Source organism: Undibacterium sp. TC9W, assembly GCF_049339865.1.
Classification (GTDB): domain Bacteria; phylum Pseudomonadota; class Gammaproteobacteria; order Burkholderiales; family Burkholderiaceae_D; genus Undibacterium.
Genome location: NZ_JBMPPJ010000001.1, coordinates 1 through 20,898, shown reverse-complemented (window position 1 = coordinate 20,898; position 20,898 = coordinate 1). Strand labels below are relative to the sequence as shown.

Sequence of the window (20,898 nt, the reverse complement as noted above, 5' to 3'; positions counted from 1 at the left end):
CGCGATATGCCAGCCTGAATACGGATGGCATATTTAACATTTTTACTAGCTTATTTAACATCATCCATCATGATTGCAAATTGCGCAAGTGATTATCTAAAAAACAAATAAAATTTAACAATCCTGTCTCTTTCATGCGGGAACGAGCATTTGACCTGTTTATCTGCATCACGCCTGAAAGCCTATCTTTGCAACCCTTGCATAAGTCAATCTCTTCAAAAGTACTGCATTGCGATACGTTTTGTGCATGCAGGCAGAGCCTGAGATTTTCCATTGGCATAGTTTTTTTATATTTGCGAGACTTCGCTCCGTGCTCTCCGCCGGGGAGTAGCAGCGCGGCGCAAATACTGCCAGGACTGTTTAGCTTTTACTGATTAAAGGATCACCATGAAACACATATTTACACTGACAGCTATTGCCTTCTCCAGCTTGATGGCCATGTCATTCTCTGCTCAAGCACAGGACAAAACGGCGCAAGAACCGGAATCAACTGCAGTGGTCGGTGCTGGTGTGTTCTACGCACCCGAGTACATAGGTGCAAAGAAAAATCGCTTTGGCCCTGCTATTTATGGTGAATACCAAAACAAGAACGGTTTCTTTGCCAGCACCATGCGTGGCGTCGGTTTTGGTACAAAAGTGGATGACTTTTCATTCAGCGCCGCACTGGGTTACCGTGCCGGCCGTGAAGATTCACGCGACTCCAAATCCCTGTTCAGCTCAGATGACTTGAAAGGCATGGGTAATATCTCTGGTTCAGCAACAGTCAACCTGCATGCAGGTACAACATTTGGTCCCGGCATCAAGGCAAGTATCGACACCAATCTGGCGCTGTCACACAGGGAAAATGGTAATGCCTACAAATTTGGCCTGGCAGCACCAGTATTCCAGACAGCGACAGACAGAGTAGAAATTGCGGGTAACCTGACTTACAGCGATGCTAAATATAACCAGACTTATTTTGGTGTAACGCCAACGCAAAGCACCAATTCCGGTTATAAAACCTTTGCGCCTAAAGCAGGTTTCTCACAGGCGATGGCAACAGTTGCATGGACCCATGTAATCGATAAAAACTGGTCCGTACGTAGTGCTGCCGGTGTATCGCAAGTGATGGGTGATGCGGCTGACAGCCCGCTGACGAAAAAGAAAACCAGCCCGATATTGATGACGACCGTCAATTACGCTTTCTGATTTGCATGATGTGACTGACTTGACTCTTGCTTGAGCAAAAGTACCATGGCCCTGATGATAAAAACATGATCATCAGGGCCATCGTCATTAATGTGCAGGAGATGAAACCGAGGCTGTTACTGGCTTGGCGCGCAAGGCAGTCATCACGCCAATAATCAATAAAACGATACCCAGCAAAACCATGGGTTCTGGCATGCGCTTGTTGAGAATGAAGGCATAGGCCAGTGCGGCCAGCGTTTCAAACACAATGAGTTGCCCCGCCAGATTGGTAGGCAAGCGCTGGCTGGCCTGGTTCCAGCACATCGTGCCCAGCCATGAGGCAAACAGACCGATGATGAGCATCAGGGTGATGAAGTATTGTGGCCGGGGGCCGAATGGCATGGAAAAATCCTGGCCAGTCACGCCCATGTATATCCATAATCCCATATAACCGAGCAAAGCCAGCGGCAAGGTTGCAACTCCCTGGGCACTGGCCCACACCCTTGGGTTGCGATCAGGATGGTGGCGCAGCCAGTCTGCATTTCTTAATGGGTACCAGGTCCAGCAGGCCACAGCAACCAGGGCAAACAGGCCGCCGATGATATAAGTCTGGATATCTTTGTTTGAAGCTGCCTGCAATGCGGCTATTTCCACGCTGTTGACACAGGCAACACCGGCAAAAATCATCAATAGTGATGGCAGCATGCGTCGCCAGGCGATGCTGCCGTCGCGCTGTGCATTGCGGTAATTGGCGGTAATGGCGATGACGACTGGCAGCGTACCTATCAGCATCGTAGGCAACGGTGCGCCAGAGCGCTGTATCGCGCTGGCCAGACAAAGGTAATACAAAATATTGCCGACCGCTGCCAGCTTCAGTGCCTCTATCCAGTCTGATTTGTTCAACAAACGCAATTGTCGCCTGTCCATCCAGGCTATAGGCAGAGTGATCAAACCAAATGCCAGGTAGCGGCCGAATGATTGCAAGGCAGCCGGGTATTCAGGCAAGAGCAAAGGGCCGATAAATACCAGCCCCCACATCAAACCTGCTGCCATCGCATATAAAACACCAATACCCATATTGTTCATCCCCTGAAAAGAATAAGCTTAAAACAATGCGGGAAAACAGTCTTGTACCAGATTGCGCTTGTGGACAGTTTTGAAGTGCGGGCTACGCGCGCATCTGCAGTTGATAGCGGGCCGGTGTCACGCCATAGCGACGCACAAAAGCCTTGTTCAAATGAGACTGATCCGTCAGGCCAGTTGCCGCCGCCACCTGCGCTGGTGGCAAACCCTTGCCCAACAGGCATTTGGCTTCATATAGGCGCAAGGCCATCAACATCTGCTGAGGAGTCGCATGATATTGCGCCTTAAAGCTGCGCAAAAAATGAAAGGGACTAAGCCCGGCAACTAGTGCCAGTTGCTCAAGGCTGATGCGTTCTGCCATGCTGGCACGCATATAATCGAGCACCGTGGCAAAGCGTTGTTTCGCCAGGCCCGCTGGCGCCTGCGGCGCACTGGCAAAGCGTTTGAACTCAAACAGGATATCAAACAGGAAACTATCAAAACTCAGCTTGTCGGTTGCTTGCCAGATCTGCTCCAGCATGACACCCAGCTTGCGCGCACTGCTGGCATCATGAGCAACCGCATCCCTGAACCACCAGCCTTGCTCACCAGTGACTTCGGCCACGACATCAGGATCGATGTACATCATGCGATAACGCCAGCCGGTATCAGTCTCTGCCCTGCCAGTATGCAATTCATCCGGGTTCATCATCACTACTGAATTTTGCGGGGCCAGATGATCGCTACCGAGATAACGAAAACGCTCTACTCCGCTGGCGATAGAACCCAGGCCAAATGCTTCATGCGTATGCGGTTCAAAAGCATGGGCGACAATATGGGCGCGGTATAGCTCTACACCTGGGCGATGCTGTGCCCTTTTGAATTCGGCACGGTCACTCACATGTTCAAAGCTCTCTGGCACACCGGGCATGGACAAAGCGCCCTGGTCGCCTTGTTCATGATCACCTTTTTGGATACCAGTGTGGATGTTCGCTATGTCCATGAGATATTTTGTGTGCTTTTACAATACTGATTCAACACCGCGGTTAGCCAGTTGATCAGCTCTTTCATTACCTGGGTGGCCAGTGTGGCCACGCACCCAGCGCCAGTCAATTTCATGGATGGTACGCGCAGCATCAAGCTGCTGCCAGAGATCGACGTTCTTCACTGGTGCTTTAGAAGCGGTTTTCCAGCCCTTGGCTTTCCAGCCTGTGATCCATTCGGTGATACCTTTTAATACATACTGACTATCAGTATGCAGGGTGATATGACAGGGGCGTTTCAATGCGCCCAGCGCCTGTATCACTGCCATCAATTCCATGCGGTTATTGGTGGTTTCTTTTTCACCGCCAAATAGTTCTTTTTCTTTATTGCCAGCGATCAGCAAAGCGCCCCAGCCGCCAACGCCAGGATTACCCTTGCAGGCGCCATCTGTGTAAATTTCTATATTATCCATTTGATTCTTTTGATTTGTTTGCAACTGGCAAGGCATGTGTACTGGAAACCCGCTTTTGTTTCCATGCGGGGCTTATCAAGTGCATGCCTTTGACTCTTTTCACGGCCTGCAATATATACACTGCGCCAAAATAAGGCCACCAGCGTTGTCCTGCTTTTTCCATGAAACGATAACGTTGCAACCATTTTTCCGATTTAACAGGAGGGGCATAACAGCCAAAATCGCTGCTACCCACTTCCATATTCAATAACTTCAGCCAATCCTTCAAACGCGGCGGACTGATGAATTCACCTTCTTTGGGCAGGAAATAATTTTTGCTCAAACGCCCGGTCGCCTGCCTGGCCCCCCAAAGGCTGGCGCGATTAAAGCCGGTGATGATAACCCGGCCTTCTGGTATCAATACCCTCTCCACCTCACGCAATATCTGGTGTGGCTCTTCGGCAAATTCCAGCACATGCGGCAAGACGATCAAATCTATGCTGTGCGCATCAAAAGGCAGCTCAGCAAAGTCGTGCACGACCACGACAGGCCGCTTTTGCCCCGGCTGATTTTCATCTGGCATGCAGGAATTGGTCAGCCAGCGATGTGGCATGCGGCTGGCTGCCAGCGCATCAATTTGCGGCAAACCTATCTGCAAGGCATTGAAACCAAAGATATCCACCGTCAATTTATCGAGCATGGCCTGCTCCCATTGACGGATATAGCTACCAGCCGGCAGCTCTAACCATGCTCCAAGGTCTATAATGTTTTTTTCCAAAGCATCCATGCCTGATATGAAGAATTCCCTGAGTATATTGACTGTCCCCGCCTTTGACGACAATTATCTATGGATTATCCATGACGGCCAGCATGCTGCCGTGGTTGATCCTGGCGATGCCATGCCAATTTTGCAAGCCCTGGCACAGCATCAACTGACGTTGTCCGCTATTTTACTCACTCATCATCATGCTGATCATATAGGCGGTGTGCCACGCTTGCTGGAACATGCGGCAGCGCCCGTATTTGGCCCCACCAATGACAAAATCGCCGTGGTCACGCAAAAACTGCAACAGGATGATGTAGTGACCGTGCCCGGCATCAACCTGGAGTTGAAAGTACTGGACGTTCCCGGCCACACATTGGGCCATATCGCCTATTTCGCCCCTGAACAACATTGGCTGTTTTGTGGCGATACCCTGTTTGCAGGTGGCTGCGGCCGTTTGTTTGAGGGGACGCCTTCGCAGATGCTGCATTCACTAGACCAGCTTGCTGCCCTGCCCGATGATACGGCAGTCTATTGCGCCCATGAATACACGCTATCCAATCTGCGTTTTGCCAAAGAGGTCGAGCCTGGTAACCAGGATTTGCTGGAGCGTATCAAACGCGAACAAGCAAGGCGTGAGCAAGGCATACCTACCGTGCCTACCCAGATAGGCCTGGAAAAACAGACCAATCCATTCTTGCGCAGCCGCGAAAGCACAGTTATCGAACGACTTCTGGAACGCGGTAAAATCCCAGCCGCACAAAACGATGTCAGCCATTTCGCGGCTTTGCGTGAATGGAAAAACCGCTTTTAAGTACGCTTTCAGGTACGCTTTTAAAAACACATTGCAATGCATTTAACAGAAATAAATACGACTCACGCAGCAAAAACTTTGGCCCTGTTTTGCAAGGTCGTCGATAACTTTGGCGATATAGGCATTTGCTGGCGCATGGCCAGGCAACTGCAGCAAGAACATGGAATAGCCGTGACGCTATGGGTGGATGATTTGGGCAGCTTCCAGCGCATCTGCCCGCCAGTGAATATTGATGCCGAAGTGCAGGAAATTGCGGGCGTCACCGTCAGGCACTGGAGTGATCAGCAGGGCACATTTACTGTGGCCGATATTGCCGACATCGTTATAGAGTTTTTTGCCTGCGATATCCCGCCAGGCTATATTCAGGCCATGGCAAAGTGCGAGCCGCGCCCGGTCTGGCTCAATCTTGAAGGCTTGACGGCAGAGGAATGGGTAGAAGGCTGCCATACCCTGCCCTCGCCCCATCCTTCCTTGTCATTGACCAAGCATTTCTTTTTCCCCGGCTTCAATAACAAAACCGGCGGCCTGTTGCGCGAAGCCAGCCTGGACCACGAAAGAGCCGCATTTCAAGCTGACTCTCAGGCTGCCGCTGCCTTCCTGCAGCAATTGGGGTTGACTGAAACTGAGATCAGGAGCACAAAAGTATCGCTGTTTTGCTACCCACATGCACCTGTGGCTGATTTGCTCAAGACATGGCAAAACGGTGATCAAGGCATGACTTGCCTGGTGCCTGAAGGCGTCGCAAGTGAAGCAATCGAAGCATTTTTGGGGCAAGCATCCAAAGCAGGTGTCAGTGGCAGTCAAGGTGCCTTGACAGTACGTGTAATGCCATTCATCCCGCAGGCAGATTACGATAAGTTGCTGTGGGCCTGCGATATCAACTTTGTCCGTGGTGAAGACTCATTCGTGCGGGCGCAGTGGGCAAACAAACCCTTCATCTGGCATATCTACCCTCAGGATGAAAACCTGCATCATGTGAAATTGAATGCATTTTTAAAAACCACTACATCTGCGACAGCAAGCCTGATTGCCTTGTCACATGCCTGGAATGGCGTCAGCCATCCGCCATTGGACTGGGTAGAAATATGGCAAGCCTTTCAAGCCGACCTCCCTGAAATTGCACAACTTTCTGGCAATTGGCAGGAAAAAATGCGCGAAAATGGGGATATGACGGGCAATTTATTGAAGTTCGTCAATGCAGTTAGGGTGGCAAGCCAAAAAGATGCAGTATAATGTTGGGTTAATTTTTAACCTGTTTTAAATCTCAATCAAACGTGGGCTTGCGGTGATTTTTGCCAGTAGGCAACAGATGATTTTTATGCAACCTACTTTTTACGTATACTCGCTATGAAATTTGCAAAAGAAATTCGTGTTGGCAACATCATTATGGTCGATAGCAAACCAATGATCGTATTGCGCTCTGATGTCAACGGCTCCAGTCGTACAGGTTTCACTTACAAGTGGAAAATGAAAAACCTGTTGACTAACAGCCCACAAGAAAACGTCTTCCGTGGCGACGACAAGTTTGACGTAGTTGTATTGGACAAAAAACCAGTTACCTATTCTTACTTCGCTGACCCACTGTTCGTATTCATGGATCAAGAATACAACCAGTATGAAATCGAAGCAGAAAACATGGGCGAATCCATCAACTACCTGAAAGATGGTATGGAATGCGAAGCCGTTTTCTACGACGGTAAAGCGATCTCTGTTGAATTGCCTACAACTATCGTTCGTCAGGTTATTTACTCTGAGCCAGCAGTTAAAGGCAACACTTCAGGCAACGTCCTGAAAGAAGCCAAGATCGAAAACGCGATCGAAGAATATTGCCATACTGTTCAAGTTCCACTGTTCGTCAGCCAGGACGACATGATCGAAATCGATACACGCACTAATGAATACAAAAAAGTCGTACGTAACTAAGCAATAAGACGTAAAGACTTTGCGAAAAACGCCACTGATACAGCGGCGTTTTTTTTCGTCTGGCAATTTGCCTTCTACGCCCCCAACACAGGCGGACAGAGACAAGATGGTCTTTTTATCAAACCATCATACACCTGAAAAGCAAGGTCACAATTTAGTCATTTGACAATATTTATCAACATCATTACCATTCAACTTCTTTTTACTATTATTCACTTAAACTATTGGCGAATATGGTATAAATAACAAAGAATAAATTCCCATCCACCGGCGCCTGGAAGACGCTCACTAAAAATATCAACGTGAAAAAAATAAACACCTTGTTTGGAATTTTCTTTGCCTCCGGTTTTGCTGCACTGGCTTACCAGATTTATTTTGCAAAGAAGCTTGCCCTGGTCTTTGGCAGCCAGTCCAGCGCCACCTACACCGTGCTGGCGATATACATGGCTGGCATGGCAATCGGGGCTGCAATAGGTGCAGGCGTGGCAAAGCGCACACGCTTCCCGGTTCGCATGTATGCCGTCGCAGAGCTGGCCATTGCCCTGTACTGTCTGTGTACGCCTTATATATTTTCGTTCGCGCACGATATCTATTTAATAATTGCAATCGGCTACAGGCCCGATTCTGGCTCCCTCGTCATTTATCAGGTCTTGTTGGGCGCCCTGGTGCTGCTCTTCCCTACCATCCTGATGGGCCTGACTTTTCCCCTGCTGGTACGTGCCGTTGCAGATAGCAAATCCTGCATGGCTTCTATTTCATGGTTTTATTCAGCCAATACTTTTGGTGCGGCATCTGGCGCCTTATTGTCGGGCTATCTGATCATTCCTGCGCTGGGTATGAATGGCACGCTGTGGCTGTCCTCAGCCATCGATATCATGGTGGCGCTGCTGGCATTCTTGCTGGTCAGCGAAACAAAAATAGCAGACAACTTACCAGCACAGGAGCAAGGCAAAACTGATCTGCTGGCGCAAGGCTCTTATCGCTTTGGCCTGTTCGTCCTGCTCATCGTCGGCGCACTGACGATGATGATGGAAGTCTCGACCATACACTTGCTGGCCGTAGTCATAGGCAATAGCACTTATGCTTTTTCCCTGATGCTGACGTGCTTTCTTGCAGGCCTAGCCCTCGGTGGCAAATATGCAGGCAAGACAAGCAAACGCTCCACCAATGAGCAATTAAATGACGCCTTGTTCTTGCTGACCTGCACGATCTTGTGCTCCACTTTTTTGTGGCATCTTTCTTCTTTGTATTTCTATGGTCTGGCAAAAAGCACAGTCCCCTACTCTTTCTGGTTCAGGGAATTTTTGCGCGCTATTCCTGCCGTCATCATTGCCCTGCCACCAGCATTTGCAATTGGAGCCCTCTATCCTGTCAGCATGACGATCGCTTCTAAAGGTCAGCATGACGGCATAGGTTTTCCTTCTGCCATTAATACCCTGGGCAATATCGCTGGCGTGTTACTGGCTGGATTTTTGCTCCTGCCAGTTATCGGTGGTTTCTATACCAGCTTGTTGTGCGGTGTGGTTGCCTTCACCCTGCTATTGATAGCGACCTGGAGGTCGCGCGACAAATCTGCGCCCGCCCTGCAACAATATGGCAGTGCTATTGCCGCTACGATATTACTCATTGCCTGCCCCAAACAACTGGACCTGAACGCAATCGCCACTGGCATCAACACTTATTTCAAACCTACTTACTATGCGGGCTGGAAAATGATAGACCATGCGGAGAGTGCAGATGGTGGCCTAACTGCGGTCATGGCGCAAACCGAACAAGGCAAGGAATTTAAAACCCTGACCACGAATGGCAAATTCCAGGGCAATAATGTCATGGAAGCCGGTAGTGAAATGCTGGCGCAGGCAGGTTTTGGGTTGATACCCATGCTGCATTTGAATAACTACGACAATGCCCTGGTCATAGGATATGGCACTGGCGTCACGGCCATGGCTATCCATGAATCCGGCTTCAAGTCCATGGAAGTGGTCGATCTGAGCCGCGACCTGGTGAATATCGCCAACCGTCATTTTGCCGACGTTAATCAGAATCTCGCTACAAAACCTGGTGTGTCATTCCTGTATACCGATGGCAGGAATCATTTGTCGCTGACCGACAAAAAATACGACTTGATTGCGATACAACTTTCCTCTATCTGGTTTGCAGGTGCAGCCTCTCTGTATAACCAGGAGTTTTATGCATTGGCCAAATCCAGGCTGGCCGACAAAGGCATATTGAAGCAATGGTTTCAACTGGCGCATATGTCCAAACTGAACTTGAGAGTCATGATTGCGAGCCTGTCCCACTCCTTCCGCTATGTCTGGATTTATAACGTGGGCAAGCAAGGTGCAATGATAGCCAGCAATAGCCTGGATGCTTTCCCCAATTCAGAAAAGGAAAAACATTTATTAGCGATGGCCAATAACCAGACCATGAAGACCTATATCGATCTTTACAAGAACGGCATCCAATCTGTTTCTGGCGCTCAGGTGCTCAATCCTGAACAAGTCAAACAAATGCTGGCATTGAGTGAAACCACACTCTCCAATGACGACAATCTTTTGCTGGAATACAGCACGCCAAAAGGCAATGCCATGCGAGATGAAGAATTCAAGGACAATATCGATTATCTGAAAAGCTTTGCGCACAGCCCCTATGTGAATTTGAAGCAGGCAGCAACTGAACCGGCATCAACCAACAGATAAAGCGTCATATAAAACAAAACACCCCGGCAAGAAAAATTCTGCCGGGGTGTTTCATTATCCGAAGAGACGATTAAAAAGCAGGAACCACTGCGCCCTTGTATTTGTCTTCAATGAATTTCTTGACTTCAGGTGAATTCAAAGCTGCCACCAGTTTTTTGAAAGCCGGGCTATTTTTATTATCTTCACGCGCCACCAGCAAATTTGCATAAGGTGAATTTGCATCTTCAATAAACAAAGAATCTTTCACAGGATTGAGTTTTGCTTCTATCGCATAATTGGTATTGATCAAGGCCAGATCAACCTGGTTCAATACACGTGGCAGAGTCGCAGCTTCCAGTTCCTTGAATTTCAGTTTCTTTGGATTTTCAATAATATCTTTTTGTGTTGCAGAGATATTTTTTGGGTCCTTCAGTTTCAACAAACCCTGTTTTGCCAGCAACAGCAAGGCACGGCCAGAATTGGATGGATCATTTGGAATAGCGACAGTTGCACCATCGGGCAAGTCAGCCAGCTTTTTGTACTTGCTTGAATAAGCAGCAAAAGGTTCTACGTGCACTTTGGCGATAGGCACTTCGATATCATTCTTGTGGCTTTTCTTGAATTCGTTCAGGTAAGGCTGGTGCAAAAAGAAATTGCCATCCAGATGTTTTTCATTGACCTGCACTGCTGGCTGTATGTAATCAGTGAACACTTTCACTTTCAAATCCACACCCTCTTTGGCGAGTTGCGGTTTGATAAATTCCAGTATCTCTGCATGTGGCACGGGGCTGGCAGCTATGTTCAAGGTTTCGATTGCAAATGCTGCTGGTGAAAACATGGCAGCGGCTGTCAGGCTACCTGCCAGTATCAGGGTAAAACGGCGTTTCAAATTTAAAGACATATAGACTCCAATAAAAAATAAAAACTCAGTTACTTAATTACTTACGTGTGAATTTCAACACCAGCTTGTCACCGACAAATTGCAGCAACTGCACCAGCACAATCAAAATAAATACCGTCACTACCATGACCTCAGTTTGAAAGCGCTGGTAACCATAACGCAGCGCCAGGTCACCCAGACCACCTCCACCGATCACGCCCGACATGGCTGCATACGACACCAGGGCAATCGTCGTTACTGTCGCGGCAGCCAGCAAACCCGGCAATGCCTCTGGCAGCAATGCGTGCCAGATAATCTGCCAGGTCCTGGCACCCATGGCCTGGCAGGCTTCAATAATTCCCTTATCCACTTCCCGCAAGACGTTTTCTACCAGGCGTGCAAAGAATGGCGTTGTTCCTATTACCAGCGGCGGTATGGTTCCCGGCACCCCCAGCGATGTCCCCATCAATAACAGCGTGAAAGGGATCAATACGATCAGCAAAATAATGAAAGGGATAGAGCGCAAAATATTCACGACTACTGACAACACTGCATACAGCAGGCCCTGCTCCAGCAATTGCTTTTTACCTGTCAAAAACAGCAGTACACCTAAGGGCAAACCCAGCAACACGGTGAACAGCAAAGACGCACCTGTCATCGTCAGGGTATCGAGTGTCGCCAGTGCGATATCACTCCAGTCAATTTGAGAAAAATCCATCAGTGCACCCCTGCTGCTGCGCTGATTCTTGCCACCCTGACACCAGCATTTTTCAATAAATCCTCGACAGTCGCGGACTGTTCCTGCGTACTGTGCAACTCCACCAGCAATTGCCCGTAAGGCGTATCCTTGATGCGTCCTATCACGCCTTGCAGAATGGCGATATCGACACCAGCCTGCGCCGCGATACGGGTAATGATGGGTTCATGCGTACTTGCACCTACATAGCTCAAACGCAGCAAATGGCGGCCAGCATCCTGGTCGTTACGCTCCAGCACAGACAGATCCAGTGCCTGATTTTCTGCCACCAGGCTTTGTGTCACCGCATGCTGAGGATGCAGGAACACATCAACCACATCACCGAGCTCAACAATCTCTCCCGCATCGATGACTGCCACCTTGTCGCAGATAGTGCGTATCACCTGCATTTCATGGGTGATCAAGACGATGGTCAGGCCCAGTTTTCTATTGATATCCAGCAACAGGCGCAAGATCGCTTGCGTGGTCTCAGGGTCTAATGCCGAGGTCGCCTCATCGCATAACAATAGATGCGGATAATTTGCCAGCGCCCTGGCAATGCCCACCCTCTGCTTTTGTCCACCAGACAATTGCGATGGATATTTATGACCCTGGTCTTGCAAACCTACCAGCTCAAGTAATTCTTCTACCCTTGCCAGGATTTCCTGCCTTGTGTATTTGCCACTCAGCTTGAGCGGAAAGGCAATATTGTCGATGACCGTTTTTGCATGCAGTAAATTGAAATGCTGGAACACCATGCCCACACGCTGGCGCAAGGCATGCAGTTGTTGAGTGTCAAAACTGGTGATGTCCTCATCATCAATCACTACTTTCCCCGCGCTGGGACGTTCCAGTAAATTCAAGGTGCGCAGCAAAGTGCTCTTACCCGCACCGGAACGGCCTATGATGCCAAAAACCTGACCCGCTTCTATGTTGAAATTAATATTATGCAAGGCCCTTACTTCGCGGCCCTGATGGCTATATATCTTTGCTAACTGCTCTATACGTATCACTGAGTATCTGACCGGCTGTTGTTACTGTTGGACTCAACTTTATCGAAGGCAACAAGTTTTTTCCAATCATATATATGCATTTGTATATACAACTATTCGTATAAGCAAAGGTGAAAAATGAATACGCACTATCAATTGAGCGGGTTTGATTAAAGTTAACACGTGGCAATAAACTGTGATTTGTGTTTAAATCGCTTGTAATTTTGGTCCAGGCTCGCTATGTTGAAATGATCCTGGTTCTAGTCTTAGGAGTTAATATCATGGTCACGTCCGTTACATCTTCGAGCGCAGCGCAAGTTGCACAACAACAGCAACTCTTGCAGCAGGCTGCTGCCGGGCAACAGAAACAAAGTGCGGAAACCATAGGCGCGGCTGCAGACCGCGACTCCGGTACGGCTGATGCCATTGCAGATCAAAAAAGAATTACCGCCTCACAGGCTGAGCAACAGGCGCAACTGGCCAGCAAGCAGAATGTCAAGCAGCCAGAACCACCGCCGCCAGAACAACCAAAACCAGTGGTCAATACCAGCGGACAAGTGACTGGCACAACCATCAATACCACTGCCTGAACACCGTCCCAAACAAAAAAGCCACTCCGATTTAATCCAGAGTGGCTTTTTTACTTACTATGATCAGCAATTAATCAGCAATCAGGCTTTATTCACAAATAAATTAAAGCTGGACCTGGCGTAAGCTTGTTCAGGAAAAACCTTGAGCAATTGATTGTCTGACAAACCCATATGACGCTCACAGATCTGCGTCAATACCGAACGAAAATCGGTAGTCACAGGCACATCACGCCCCTCATATAACTGATCGTTGCCGAGGCCGCGCCAGTCGCCATATACCTTGCCGCCAGCGACTTTACCACCAATCACCCACATGACATTGCCATGCCCATGGTCGGTGCCGCCATTGCCATTCTGTTTGGCAGTACGGCCAAACTCTGACATCACGACTATCGTGGTGTCATCAAACATGGGGCCAAGGCGTCTGGCCAGATTCGCTAGGCCCAGACCCAGCGGTGACAAACGGTTGGCCAACTGACCTTTGCCGGCTCCCTGGTTGGCATGGGTGTCCCAGCCACCCAATGCCATGAACACCATCTGGATTTTAGGATCATTCTTGAGCAAGGTGGCAACACGGGTACTGTCGTCAGGAAAACCATTGGGCAAGGGCGCGCCGCCATCGGCAGCCTGCTGTTCTTTTTCCATGGACGCGCCCATCATTTCCTGATGCGCTTCTTTGGCATCACTAAAGGCTTTCGCGTACTTATCGTTCTCCTTATACATCTGTTCAAAAGCTGCACCAACCTTGGGTCTGTCCAGTACATTCGCCTTGGTGCCCGCCGCACCGCTGGCGATATTGCTGGCGGCAACCATGCCCGACAAGATACGGGGCATGACCGCACCGACACTGACGGCACGCGTTGGCGTCGTCGTACCCGGCAAGTTACCCAGCAAACGGTTCATCCAGCCATCTGTCGTGCCTTTACGCCCAGGCGTGCCAGACTCCAGATAATCCTGGGCATCGAAATGCGAACGGGTAAAATCCGGTGAACCGCTGGCTTGCACGAAAGCCAGTTTCTTTTGCTGCCAAAGATCCTGCAAGTCTGCCAGTGCGGGATGCAGACCAAAATAGCCATCCAGATCTATCGCACCATCGACCTGCCCAGGCCTTGCCAGTGCGATAGCCGGGCGCAGGTGCGCATAGTTGCTGTCACCATAAGGGGCAACCACATTCAAGCCATCGACTGCGCCCCGCAACATGATGACGATGAGTTTGTTTTTTGTTGCTGCCTCGGTAGCTGCACCATTTGCCCTCGCAGCCCAGGCAGCCTGCCCCACCGGGACCAGCAAACCCGCTCCTGCGGCCATGGAATATAAGAAATTTCTGCGTTTCATTTTGCTCTCTTTGTCTGTACGATCTTTTCGCTTGCCTGCTTCAATGCTGCATAAAATCCGGGCTGCCCAATATCAGTGAGGCACGCAAGGCTTCTGGATTGCCATTCACAATTTCTATATTGCGCCCAGACAAGCCTGGTCCCAGTGTCTGCAACAAGACAGTGGCGCTGACCGCAGGCATGACCGCGGGCCAGTCTGATTTTTCTTCAGCCTGTTTTGCCAACTGCTTCTTGCCCATTTTGTCTCCATCCCCTATCTCTTTATCGAATGGCAGGCGGCCGGTTGCGAGTGCGGTGGCAAAGTTGATGCGGCGGCTGATGGCATCCGGGTTCATCCAGGCATCCTGAGTGTTTTTATAACCATCAGGTGTCTGGCTGCCGTATAAAGGCATGCCGAGTTGTGCCAGTACGCCCAACACGGGCCTGACATTTTGTACGTTGACATCACTGGCCCGGATGGCGGACACCACATATTGATACGGGGTTTTATATTTCACGCCCGCATTTTGGGGATCACGAAATTCGGCACTGGCAAACAGTGTCTGCAATACAGCCCGTATATCACCGCGGGTATCGAGATAACGCTTGGCCAGCCTCTCGACCAATGCTGGTGCAGGTTTGTCAGCGACAAAATACTGTGCCAGTTTGAAACTCAGGTGATGCGCAGTAGATGGGTGTGTTGCCAGCACATCGAGCGCGAATTCTGCTTCTGCCTGACCACGCGCAGGTATGGATTTGCCCAGCCAAAGCTTGCTGCCTTTATCGTGTCTGTCAGCATCAAAGTAAAAGTTTTGATTACTCCTGACCATGGCACGCGGATCAAAGGTCCAGCCGGTCAGCATGCGTGCCAGTTCGGTCACGTCTTTCTGGGTATAGCCACCATCCACACCCAGGGTATGCAACTCCATGACTTCACGCGCATAGTTTTCATTCAGGCCGCTGGACTTGGCCTTTTGTCCACCGCCCTTACCCTGTTTGCCATTGGCATGAAAGTCTGCGGACGTGGATAACCAGTTATCCAGATAAAACATCATAGCAGGGTGCTTGGCCGTCGCACCCAGCAAATCACGGAAGTTGCCAAAGACATAGGGGCGTATCGCATCGCGCTCATAGCTGGCGACAAGTGCGCGGTCCAGGCCTTTGCCATTGAACACATTGAAATGATTGAACCAGAAATCGACCATCACTTCTTCCAGTTGATGCGAGCTTTCTATGGCACGGTATAGCCTGGATTCTGCGGTTTGTTCCATGATGCGGCCAACCAGTTCACGGCGTTTCTTTTGCGCAGCGTCGGATTCATCGCTGGTGTCTTTCAAGGCTTTTTGATAATCAAACAAGACCGAGCCTGCGCTCTGGCTCATGACATCGAGTGATTTCAATTTCTTTTGCAAACCATCTGGCAGGGGCAAGAATTGCGGATTCAGTTGCTGCTCTATATAGGCATCCACACCCATTTTTTTGACCCGTTCTATATCACCAGGTCGCGGGCCATAGGCCAGGCGGTTCAGTACGTGCAGGGCTTCGGCCTCAGTCGAAGGACCTGCAGCATGCACAGGAAGAACACAGATATTTACGGTAATCAACAACACCAGTAAGCCAGGAATTTTTGTCAGGTTTCTCATCTATTTTTTATACCCGTTATTGAAACTGTTGAAGTATTTATGCAGAAGAACAATGATTTGCTTATTCATTCGTACAATGTATTCAATATAGTTTCATGCGAATAGCTTTCACAAGTAACGACATGTAAATCAAAATAAGCAAAACTGCGGATTGTTACAGAAAAAATCCTTGTAGCCCCTCGCAAAACCTGCGCGACAACCTGATTCATTTCGCTCTTGCAGAATGTGCTTCGATTTGTAAATTTCGAAATTCTAAATTTCTAAATTTGCAAGCTGGTGTTATCAACATGTCAGAACGCATTCCATCTCACTTTATCTCATTTCAAATATACAAATACATTCGCGGCCCTGATGAAAAACGCAGGCAATGGTAAGCTTGCAAGATTGAAACTTGAAAGTTGCTTATGCTTCTCACCACAAAAAAGCTCCTGCTCCCCACCCTGCTTGCAGTCTCGCTGGTTATTTTGCAACCAGCACACAGTCTTGCAGCGAATCTCAAGATAGGCCTAGCCGCTGACGTCAATTCCATCGACCCGCACTATTTCAATAGCGGGCCGAACAATGCCATGGCCTCCCATTTGTTCGAGGCACTGGTCAGTGTTGATTCAGATGGTCGCGTTGCACCTGGCCTGGCGCTGTCATGGAAGGCGATTAACCCGACCACCTGGGAATTCAAATTACGGCCTGGCGTGAAGTTCCATGATGGCAGCGAGATGACTGCAGAAGATGTGGTGTTTTCCCTGGACAGGCCAGCACATATAAAAAACAGCCCTGGCCCCTACACCAGCTTTACCAAACAAATTATTGGCAAACAGATAGTTGATGCCCATACCCTGCGCCTGAAAACGGCGACGGCATACGGCCCATTGCCGCTGGACATGAGTTCTGTATTTATCGTTTCAAAAAAAGCAGCATTGCAGGCAGGCACCGATGATTTCAACAGCGGCAAGGCAGCAATCGGCACCGGGCCCTATAAATTTGCCAGTTTCAAACGCGGTGATGCAGTCGAGCTGACAAAAAACGATGCTTACTGGGGTGAAAAATCGGCTTGGGACAAGGTTACCTTCCGCATCATCACCGCCGGTGCGCCGCGTATGGCCGCACTCTTGTCTGGTGATGTCGATGCGATAGAGAGTATTCCTCCAGCAGATTTGAGCAAACTCAAAAGCAATGCCAAATTCAAGCTGGAACAAAAAATTTCCTGGCGTACCCTGTTCTGGCAACTGGATCACCAGGCCAGGGTCCCACCTTATATCACTGACAAGGCTGGCAAACCGCTGGCGACCAATCCCCTGAAAGACATACGCGTGCGCAAGGCGATTGCCAAGGCCATCAACCGTACGGCATTGACAGAGCGCATACTGGAGGGCCTTGCAGTGCCAGCATCCAATCTCGTCGCCCCTGGCGTGTTTGGCTATAACGATAGTCTGAAGGTCGAAGCCTACGACCCGGAAGGCGCTAAAAAATTGCTGGCTGAAGCCGGCTATCCAAATGGCTTTGCGATTACCCTGCATGGCCCCAATAATCGCTATATCAATGATGAGCAAATAGTGCAGACCGTTGCACAATTTCTCAGCAAGATAGGCATACAGGCCAAGGTAGAAACGCAACCGCTGGCAGTGTATTTCCCCAAAGCGTCCAAGGGCGACTACAGCATGGCCTTGCTGGGCTGGGGTTCACTGGCTGGTGACTTCGCGTTACGTACCACTCTGGGTACTGTTAATGCCGACAATGGTTGGGGTAGCTGGAACTGGGGCAAATACAGCAACCGTGCACTGGATGAGGCGATACAATCTTCTCTCGCATCCGTCGAAGCAGACAAGCGCGAAGCATTTGCCAAAACAGCCATGGCGAACGCCTTGCAGGATTATGCGGCCATCCCCCTGCATCACCAGTACGCCAGTTGGGCCATGCGCAAGGGCTTGCGTTACAAAGCGAGGACAGATGAATTTACCTTTGCTCACCAGTTCAAACCAGACTAAGTTGCATTGAACATCCCATAAAAAATCCCGCGATATGAAGTCGCGGGATTTTTGTTTTATGCCAAGACTGCTATCAGTAATCAGGATTTACGCATCAAGATTTATGTATCAAGATTTATTAAGCACACCCTGGCAAACTGCTTTTTGCGGGTCATTCGCGGGAAGCTTGCCGCATATGCCATCAAGCTGACTACGGGCTTTCTGGTAAGCGACCTGGTGCTTGCCTTCCTTATTCCAGTCTATGAGTTTTTTACCCATTTTTTCCAGATAGGCACGGTTGCGTTCATAGAAGGCATTATCGACTTTTGCAGCTTCGCCAAAGACACTTTGCACGGCTTTTTCTATACGCGCATCATCATTTGGTGCCAGTTCTACCAGGCTGCTGACATAGTTGGAACCCCATTGCAAACGGGTGGCCGGGCCCTTAGCGGCGTTATAGGCTTGCTCATACCAGTTTGCTGCAGCCACTTTGTCACCACGCTTCTTGGCATTAGAACCCAGGGTGGACATGAAATAGTACGGAGAATGTGAACGCTTGAGTTCAGCCTTGAGCAAGCTGTCAGAGTCATCAAGCAAACCAGCATCACCCAGTGCATGGGCAGCGGCATTGACGACAGACTGGCGTTCATAGGCATCGGTAGTTGCCTGCTCTATCGCAGCTACACGCTTTTGCACATCCTTTTGCAAAGCCGCTTCTGGCTTGGCATTATCCAGACTGGCCAGAGCAACCTGGGCACCGACTGCGCCCAACCTGTCGGTTTTGGAAATCGTGGCATCATCAGCCAGCTTGACCACTGCCGCATTCCAGGCACGTACCAGCTTGTTGCGAGGCTCTGATTTGGCGACAGTCAGGAACTCGGTGATCTCCCCAGCAGCATTGCTCAACAAATCCATATTGTCGCGTGCTGTTTTGGGATCATTGATGGCTTTCAAGACTTTATCTGTTGCCTGGGCCTTGTCTATGCTTGGCAATGTCTGGCCAGGCTTGGCTGTCGCTGCTGCATAAATGCCGCGCAAGTACAAACGCGTGGCATGCAAACCAGCCGGGCTCAGTTCAGACAGTTTGAGCAAAGTCGCCACCAGCTCCTTGCCGGGTACCAGTTTTTGCTCAGGATCATCCCATGAATAATCGGCCAGCAGGCTCCAATCCTCATCCTTGAGATTTTTATTGCCAGCCAGTGCCAGTTTCATGGTGTCCTGCACAGACAGCGTGGTATTCAGTGCCTGGGTCAGCACTTGCAAATAACGTTCAGAATCAACTTCACCTGGCAAACGGGTGATCTCTGTGCCGTCAGGTTTGAACAGTATCATGGTCGGATAACCACGCACCTTGAATTGCGAAGCAAATTTTTGCGCACCCGGGGTATCGCCATCCAGATATACCGGAATGAAATGACGTGATTTATCGATGAATTCCTGGCGATTGAAAATTGTCGCCTTTACCTGATTACAAGGCGGGCACCAGATCGCACCCCAGTATAAAAACAAGGGCTTGTTGCTGGCCTTGGCCTGGGCAAAAGCCGCATCCACATTATTGTCCTTGCGCCAGTCTATACCGCCCTGCGCGGCATTGGCTGCATGTGCTGAGGCGCTGGCCGCCTTGCTATCCGCCGCCTGGGCGGGTAATGCAGTCATGGCAGTCAGTGAAATTGAGGTGCTTGCAGCCAACAGGGCTGCCATCAGGGGAGTAGTCATTTTCATCGGTTTTGACCTGGATAAATATATCAAGAGGCTCAGTGTAGCAAATTTAATGTCTTTGCAGTACAGCGGACGCAAGCTGTTATCAGACTAATTTTGAGTATGCATATTTGTTTTTCTCCGGCCAGAAATACCTGGCCCGTTTTGCAGTTTCGCGTATGCCATGTCACTTATTCCTTATGCGTCTAAGCAAGTAAAAATATCATCGTTCACAAGCCTGGCATTTTTGCGCAAGATGGACGAACTGCAAACCGAGAGTAAAAAATGAACAAAATCGCACATGTAAAACAATTAATCAAAACCCGCCAACGCCAGCGCCGCACCACTTTCGCCGCCGCATTGCTAATTGCCAGTGTCAGCCTGCTTGCCTTTTACAGCACGGCACAAGCTGCCACCGGCATACTGAATGCATCCTATGACGTGACCAGGGAGTTATTCAAGGACATCAATCCTGCCTTTGTCGCAGACTGGAAAAAGAAAACCGGCGAGAGCATCAGTGTTAACCAATCCCACGGTGGTTCCAGCAAACAGGCGCGCTCGGTCATTGATGGGCTGGAAGCCTCGGTCGTGACCATGAACCAGGCCAATGATATCGACATCCTCGCAGACAAGGGCTTGCTGCCACAAGACTGGGCCAAACAATTCCCGAATAATGCAGCACCGTTTTATTCAACCATGGTATTTCTGACGCGCAAGGGCAACCCCAAGCACATCGCCAACTGGGATGACCTTGGCAAACCCGGCTTAAAAGTCATCATCCCCAATCCAAAAACCTCTGGAAATGGCCGTTACAGCTACCTGGCAGCCTGGGGCTCCGTCATCAAAACTGGCGGCACAGAAGCTCAGGCACGCCAACTGGTAGAAAACCTGTTCAAGAATGTACCGGTGCTTGATGGTGGTGGACGCGGTGCCACCACCACCTTCACCCAGCGTGAAATTGGTGATGTGCTGGTGACCTTTGAAAATGAAGTACAACTCGTGCGCCAGGAATTTGGTGGCAATTTTGAAGTCGTCTATCCAAAAATCTCTATCCTGGCAGAATCCCCCGTTGCGGTGGTAGATAAGGTAGCCGACAAACTGGGTACCCGCAAAATCGAGCCTGTAAAAAAATCTGTGTAAGTTCTCCCGGAACTATTGGTGAGCGTTGATGCGCTCCCCAAATTCTATATCAAAGCGATTCAATGCCTGTCGCCAGTGTTGTATAGGCATGGTCCATTTCTTT

17 protein-coding genes and 1 pseudogene are annotated in these 20,898 nt (G+C 49.6%); 8 read left to right on the top strand and 10 right to left on the bottom strand.

Annotated features, from left to right (window positions below):
* The first annotated feature begins 387 nt into the window (after positions 1 to 387).
* The gene (locus ACO0LN_RS00090; RefSeq protein WP_422970407.1) at positions 388 to 1,188 is read left to right on the top strand and encodes a MipA/OmpV family protein; all 801 of its coding nucleotides are present in this window, start codon (positions 388 to 390) and stop codon (positions 1,186 to 1,188) included.
* An 87-nt stretch (positions 1,189 to 1,275) separates the two neighbouring features.
* Here the strand turns inward: ACO0LN_RS00090 and ACO0LN_RS00085 are convergent, their stop codons facing one another.
* From ACO0LN_RS00085 to ACO0LN_RS00070, 4 genes are all read right to left on the bottom strand, one after another.
* Complete coding sequence (locus ACO0LN_RS00085) at positions 1,276 to 2,244, bottom strand: DMT family transporter (protein WP_422970406.1); 969 nt, start codon at positions 2,242 to 2,244, stop codon at positions 1,276 to 1,278.
* A gap of 91 nt (positions 2,245 to 2,335) precedes the next feature.
* Positions 2,336 to 3,160 carry an AraC family ligand binding domain-containing protein gene (locus ACO0LN_RS00080; protein WP_422970762.1) on the bottom strand — a complete coding sequence of 275 codons (825 nt, stop codon included), beginning with the start codon at positions 3,158 to 3,160 and terminating at the stop codon, positions 2,336 to 2,338.
* 90 nt (positions 3,161 to 3,250) lie between these two features.
* Positions 3,251 to 3,685 (bottom strand): ribonuclease HI, encoded by a 435-nt coding sequence (gene rnhA, locus ACO0LN_RS00075; RefSeq protein ID WP_110254005.1) that lies wholly within the window; start codon positions 3,683 to 3,685, stop codon positions 3,251 to 3,253.
* Positions 3,678 to 4,451 carry a class I SAM-dependent methyltransferase gene (locus tag ACO0LN_RS00070; protein ID WP_422970405.1) on the bottom strand — a complete coding sequence of 258 codons (774 nt, stop codon included), beginning with the start codon at positions 4,449 to 4,451 and terminating at the stop codon, positions 3,678 to 3,680. Before ACO0LN_RS00070 ends, rnhA begins: the two co-directional genes overlap by 8 nt.
* Between ACO0LN_RS00070 and gloB the strand changes: the two genes are divergently transcribed.
* The 4 genes from gloB to ACO0LN_RS00050 all read left to right on the top strand — a co-directional run bounded on the left by gloB (position 4,429) and on the right by ACO0LN_RS00050 (position 9,863).
* Positions 4,429 to 5,241: a hydroxyacylglutathione hydrolase gene (gloB, locus tag ACO0LN_RS00065; RefSeq protein ID WP_422970404.1), complete on the top strand. Its 813-nt coding sequence runs from the start codon at positions 4,429 to 4,431 to the stop codon at positions 5,239 to 5,241. The two genes, ACO0LN_RS00070 and gloB, sit on opposite strands and share 23 nt — an antisense overlap.
* 36 nt (positions 5,242 to 5,277) lie before the next feature.
* Positions 5,278 to 6,474 carry an elongation factor P maturation arginine rhamnosyltransferase EarP gene (gene earP, locus ACO0LN_RS00060; RefSeq protein WP_422970403.1) on the top strand — a complete coding sequence of 399 codons (1,197 nt, stop codon included), beginning with the start codon at positions 5,278 to 5,280 and terminating at the stop codon, positions 6,472 to 6,474.
* Positions 6,475 to 6,588: 114 nt separating this feature from the next.
* A complete protein-coding gene (locus ACO0LN_RS00055) occupies positions 6,589 to 7,164 on the top strand; it encodes an elongation factor P (RefSeq protein WP_422970402.1) in 576 nt (191 codons plus the stop codon).
* A 302-nt stretch (positions 7,165 to 7,466) separates the two neighbouring features.
* Entirely contained in the window at positions 7,467 to 9,863 is a 2,397-nt protein-coding gene (locus ACO0LN_RS00050; protein WP_422970401.1) for a fused MFS/spermidine synthase, read from the top strand.
* 70 nt (positions 9,864 to 9,933) lie between these two features.
* Here the strand turns inward: ACO0LN_RS00050 and ACO0LN_RS00045 are convergent, their stop codons facing one another.
* The 3 genes from ACO0LN_RS00045 to ACO0LN_RS00035 all read right to left on the bottom strand — a co-directional run bounded on the left by ACO0LN_RS00045 (position 9,934) and on the right by ACO0LN_RS00035 (position 12,471).
* Positions 9,934 to 10,680, bottom strand: a complete 747-nt coding sequence (locus tag ACO0LN_RS00045; RefSeq protein WP_422970761.1) for a MetQ/NlpA family ABC transporter substrate-binding protein — start codon at positions 10,678 to 10,680, stop codon at positions 9,934 to 9,936.
* A 100-nt stretch (positions 10,681 to 10,780) separates the two neighbouring features.
* Complete coding sequence (locus ACO0LN_RS00040) at positions 10,781 to 11,440, bottom strand: methionine ABC transporter permease (protein ID WP_422970400.1); 660 nt, start codon at positions 11,438 to 11,440, stop codon at positions 10,781 to 10,783.
* On the bottom strand, positions 11,440 to 12,471 hold the full coding sequence (locus ACO0LN_RS00035) for a methionine ABC transporter ATP-binding protein (protein ID WP_422970399.1): 1,032 nt from the start codon (positions 12,469 to 12,471) through the stop codon (positions 11,440 to 11,442). Before ACO0LN_RS00035 ends, ACO0LN_RS00040 begins: the two co-directional genes overlap by 1 nt.
* Positions 12,472 to 12,731: 260 nt before the next feature.
* On the opposite strand from ACO0LN_RS00035, the gene ACO0LN_RS00030 reads away from it, so the two are divergent.
* On the top strand, positions 12,732 to 13,040 hold the full coding sequence (locus ACO0LN_RS00030) for a hypothetical protein (protein ID WP_162059391.1): 309 nt from the start codon (positions 12,732 to 12,734) through the stop codon (positions 13,038 to 13,040).
* Positions 13,041 to 13,121: 81 nt separating this feature from the next.
* On the opposite strand, the gene ACO0LN_RS00025 is transcribed toward ACO0LN_RS00030, so the two are convergent.
* Both ACO0LN_RS00025 and ACO0LN_RS00020 read right to left on the bottom strand, forming a co-directional pair.
* Positions 13,122 to 14,375: a DUF1501 domain-containing protein gene (locus ACO0LN_RS00025; RefSeq protein ID WP_422970398.1), complete on the bottom strand. Its 1,254-nt coding sequence runs from the start codon at positions 14,373 to 14,375 to the stop codon at positions 13,122 to 13,124.
* Between the two features lie 40 nt (positions 14,376 to 14,415).
* Complete coding sequence (locus tag ACO0LN_RS00020; RefSeq protein ID WP_422970397.1) at positions 14,416 to 15,996, bottom strand: DUF1800 domain-containing protein; 1,581 nt, start codon at positions 15,994 to 15,996, stop codon at positions 14,416 to 14,418.
* Between the two features lie 404 nt (positions 15,997 to 16,400).
* Here ACO0LN_RS00020 and ACO0LN_RS00015 point away from each other — a divergent pair, with 404 nt between their 5' ends.
* On the top strand, positions 16,401 to 17,978 hold the full coding sequence (locus ACO0LN_RS00015) for an ABC transporter substrate-binding protein (protein ID WP_422970396.1): 1,578 nt from the start codon (positions 16,401 to 16,403) through the stop codon (positions 17,976 to 17,978).
* 108 nt (positions 17,979 to 18,086) lie between these two features.
* Here the strand turns inward: ACO0LN_RS00015 and ACO0LN_RS00010 are convergent, their stop codons facing one another.
* Positions 18,087 to 19,679, bottom strand: coding sequence for a thioredoxin family protein (locus ACO0LN_RS00010; protein ID WP_422970395.1), 1,593 nt, complete (start codon positions 19,677 to 19,679; stop codon positions 18,087 to 18,089).
* Positions 19,680 to 19,940: 261 nt separating this feature from the next.
* Here ACO0LN_RS00010 and ACO0LN_RS00005 point away from each other — a divergent pair.
* Positions 19,941 to 20,768, top strand: a pseudogene (locus tag ACO0LN_RS00005) (sulfate ABC transporter substrate-binding protein); the annotation flags it as partial.
* Positions 20,769 to 20,898 lie beyond the last annotated feature (130 nt).

Excerpts from the sequence above, each read along its gene's own strand:
- ACO0LN_RS00090 (WP_422970407.1), top strand. The coding sequence starts at position 388 with ATGAAACACATATTTACACTGACAGCTATTGCCTTCTCCAGCTTGATG.
- ACO0LN_RS00085 (WP_422970406.1), bottom strand. The coding sequence starts at position 2,244 with ATGGGTATTGGTGTTTTATATGCGATGGCAGCAGGTTTGATGTGGGGG.
- ACO0LN_RS00080 (WP_422970762.1), bottom strand. The coding sequence starts at position 3,160 with ATGCCCGGTGTGCCAGAGAGCTTTGAACATGTGAGTGACCGTGCCGAA.
- rnhA (WP_110254005.1), bottom strand. The coding sequence starts at position 3,685 with ATGGATAATATAGAAATTTACACAGATGGCGCCTGCAAGGGTAATCCT.
- gloB (WP_422970404.1), top strand. The coding sequence starts at position 4,429 with ATGTTTTTTTCCAAAGCATCCATGCCTGATATGAAGAATTCCCTGAGT.
- ACO0LN_RS00070 (WP_422970405.1), bottom strand. The coding sequence starts at position 4,451 with ATGGATGCTTTGGAAAAAAACATTATAGACCTTGGAGCATGGTTAGAG.
- earP (WP_422970403.1), top strand. The coding sequence starts at position 5,278 with ATGCATTTAACAGAAATAAATACGACTCACGCAGCAAAAACTTTGGCC.
- ACO0LN_RS00055 (WP_422970402.1), top strand. The coding sequence starts at position 6,589 with ATGAAATTTGCAAAAGAAATTCGTGTTGGCAACATCATTATGGTCGAT.
- ACO0LN_RS00045 (WP_422970761.1), bottom strand. The coding sequence starts at position 10,680 with ATGTTTTCACCAGCAGCATTTGCAATCGAAACCTTGAACATAGCTGCC.
- ACO0LN_RS00040 (WP_422970400.1), bottom strand. The coding sequence starts at position 11,440 with ATGGATTTTTCTCAAATTGACTGGAGTGATATCGCACTGGCGACACTC.
- ACO0LN_RS00030 (WP_162059391.1), top strand. The coding sequence starts at position 12,732 with ATGGTCACGTCCGTTACATCTTCGAGCGCAGCGCAAGTTGCACAACAA.
- ACO0LN_RS00025 (WP_422970398.1), bottom strand. The coding sequence starts at position 14,375 with ATGAAACGCAGAAATTTCTTATATTCCATGGCCGCAGGAGCGGGTTTG.
- ACO0LN_RS00020 (WP_422970397.1), bottom strand. The coding sequence starts at position 15,996 with ATGAGAAACCTGACAAAAATTCCTGGCTTACTGGTGTTGTTGATTACC.
- ACO0LN_RS00015 (WP_422970396.1), top strand. The coding sequence starts at position 16,401 with ATGCTTCTCACCACAAAAAAGCTCCTGCTCCCCACCCTGCTTGCAGTC.
- ACO0LN_RS00010 (WP_422970395.1), bottom strand. The coding sequence starts at position 19,679 with ATGAAAATGACTACTCCCCTGATGGCAGCCCTGTTGGCTGCAAGCACC.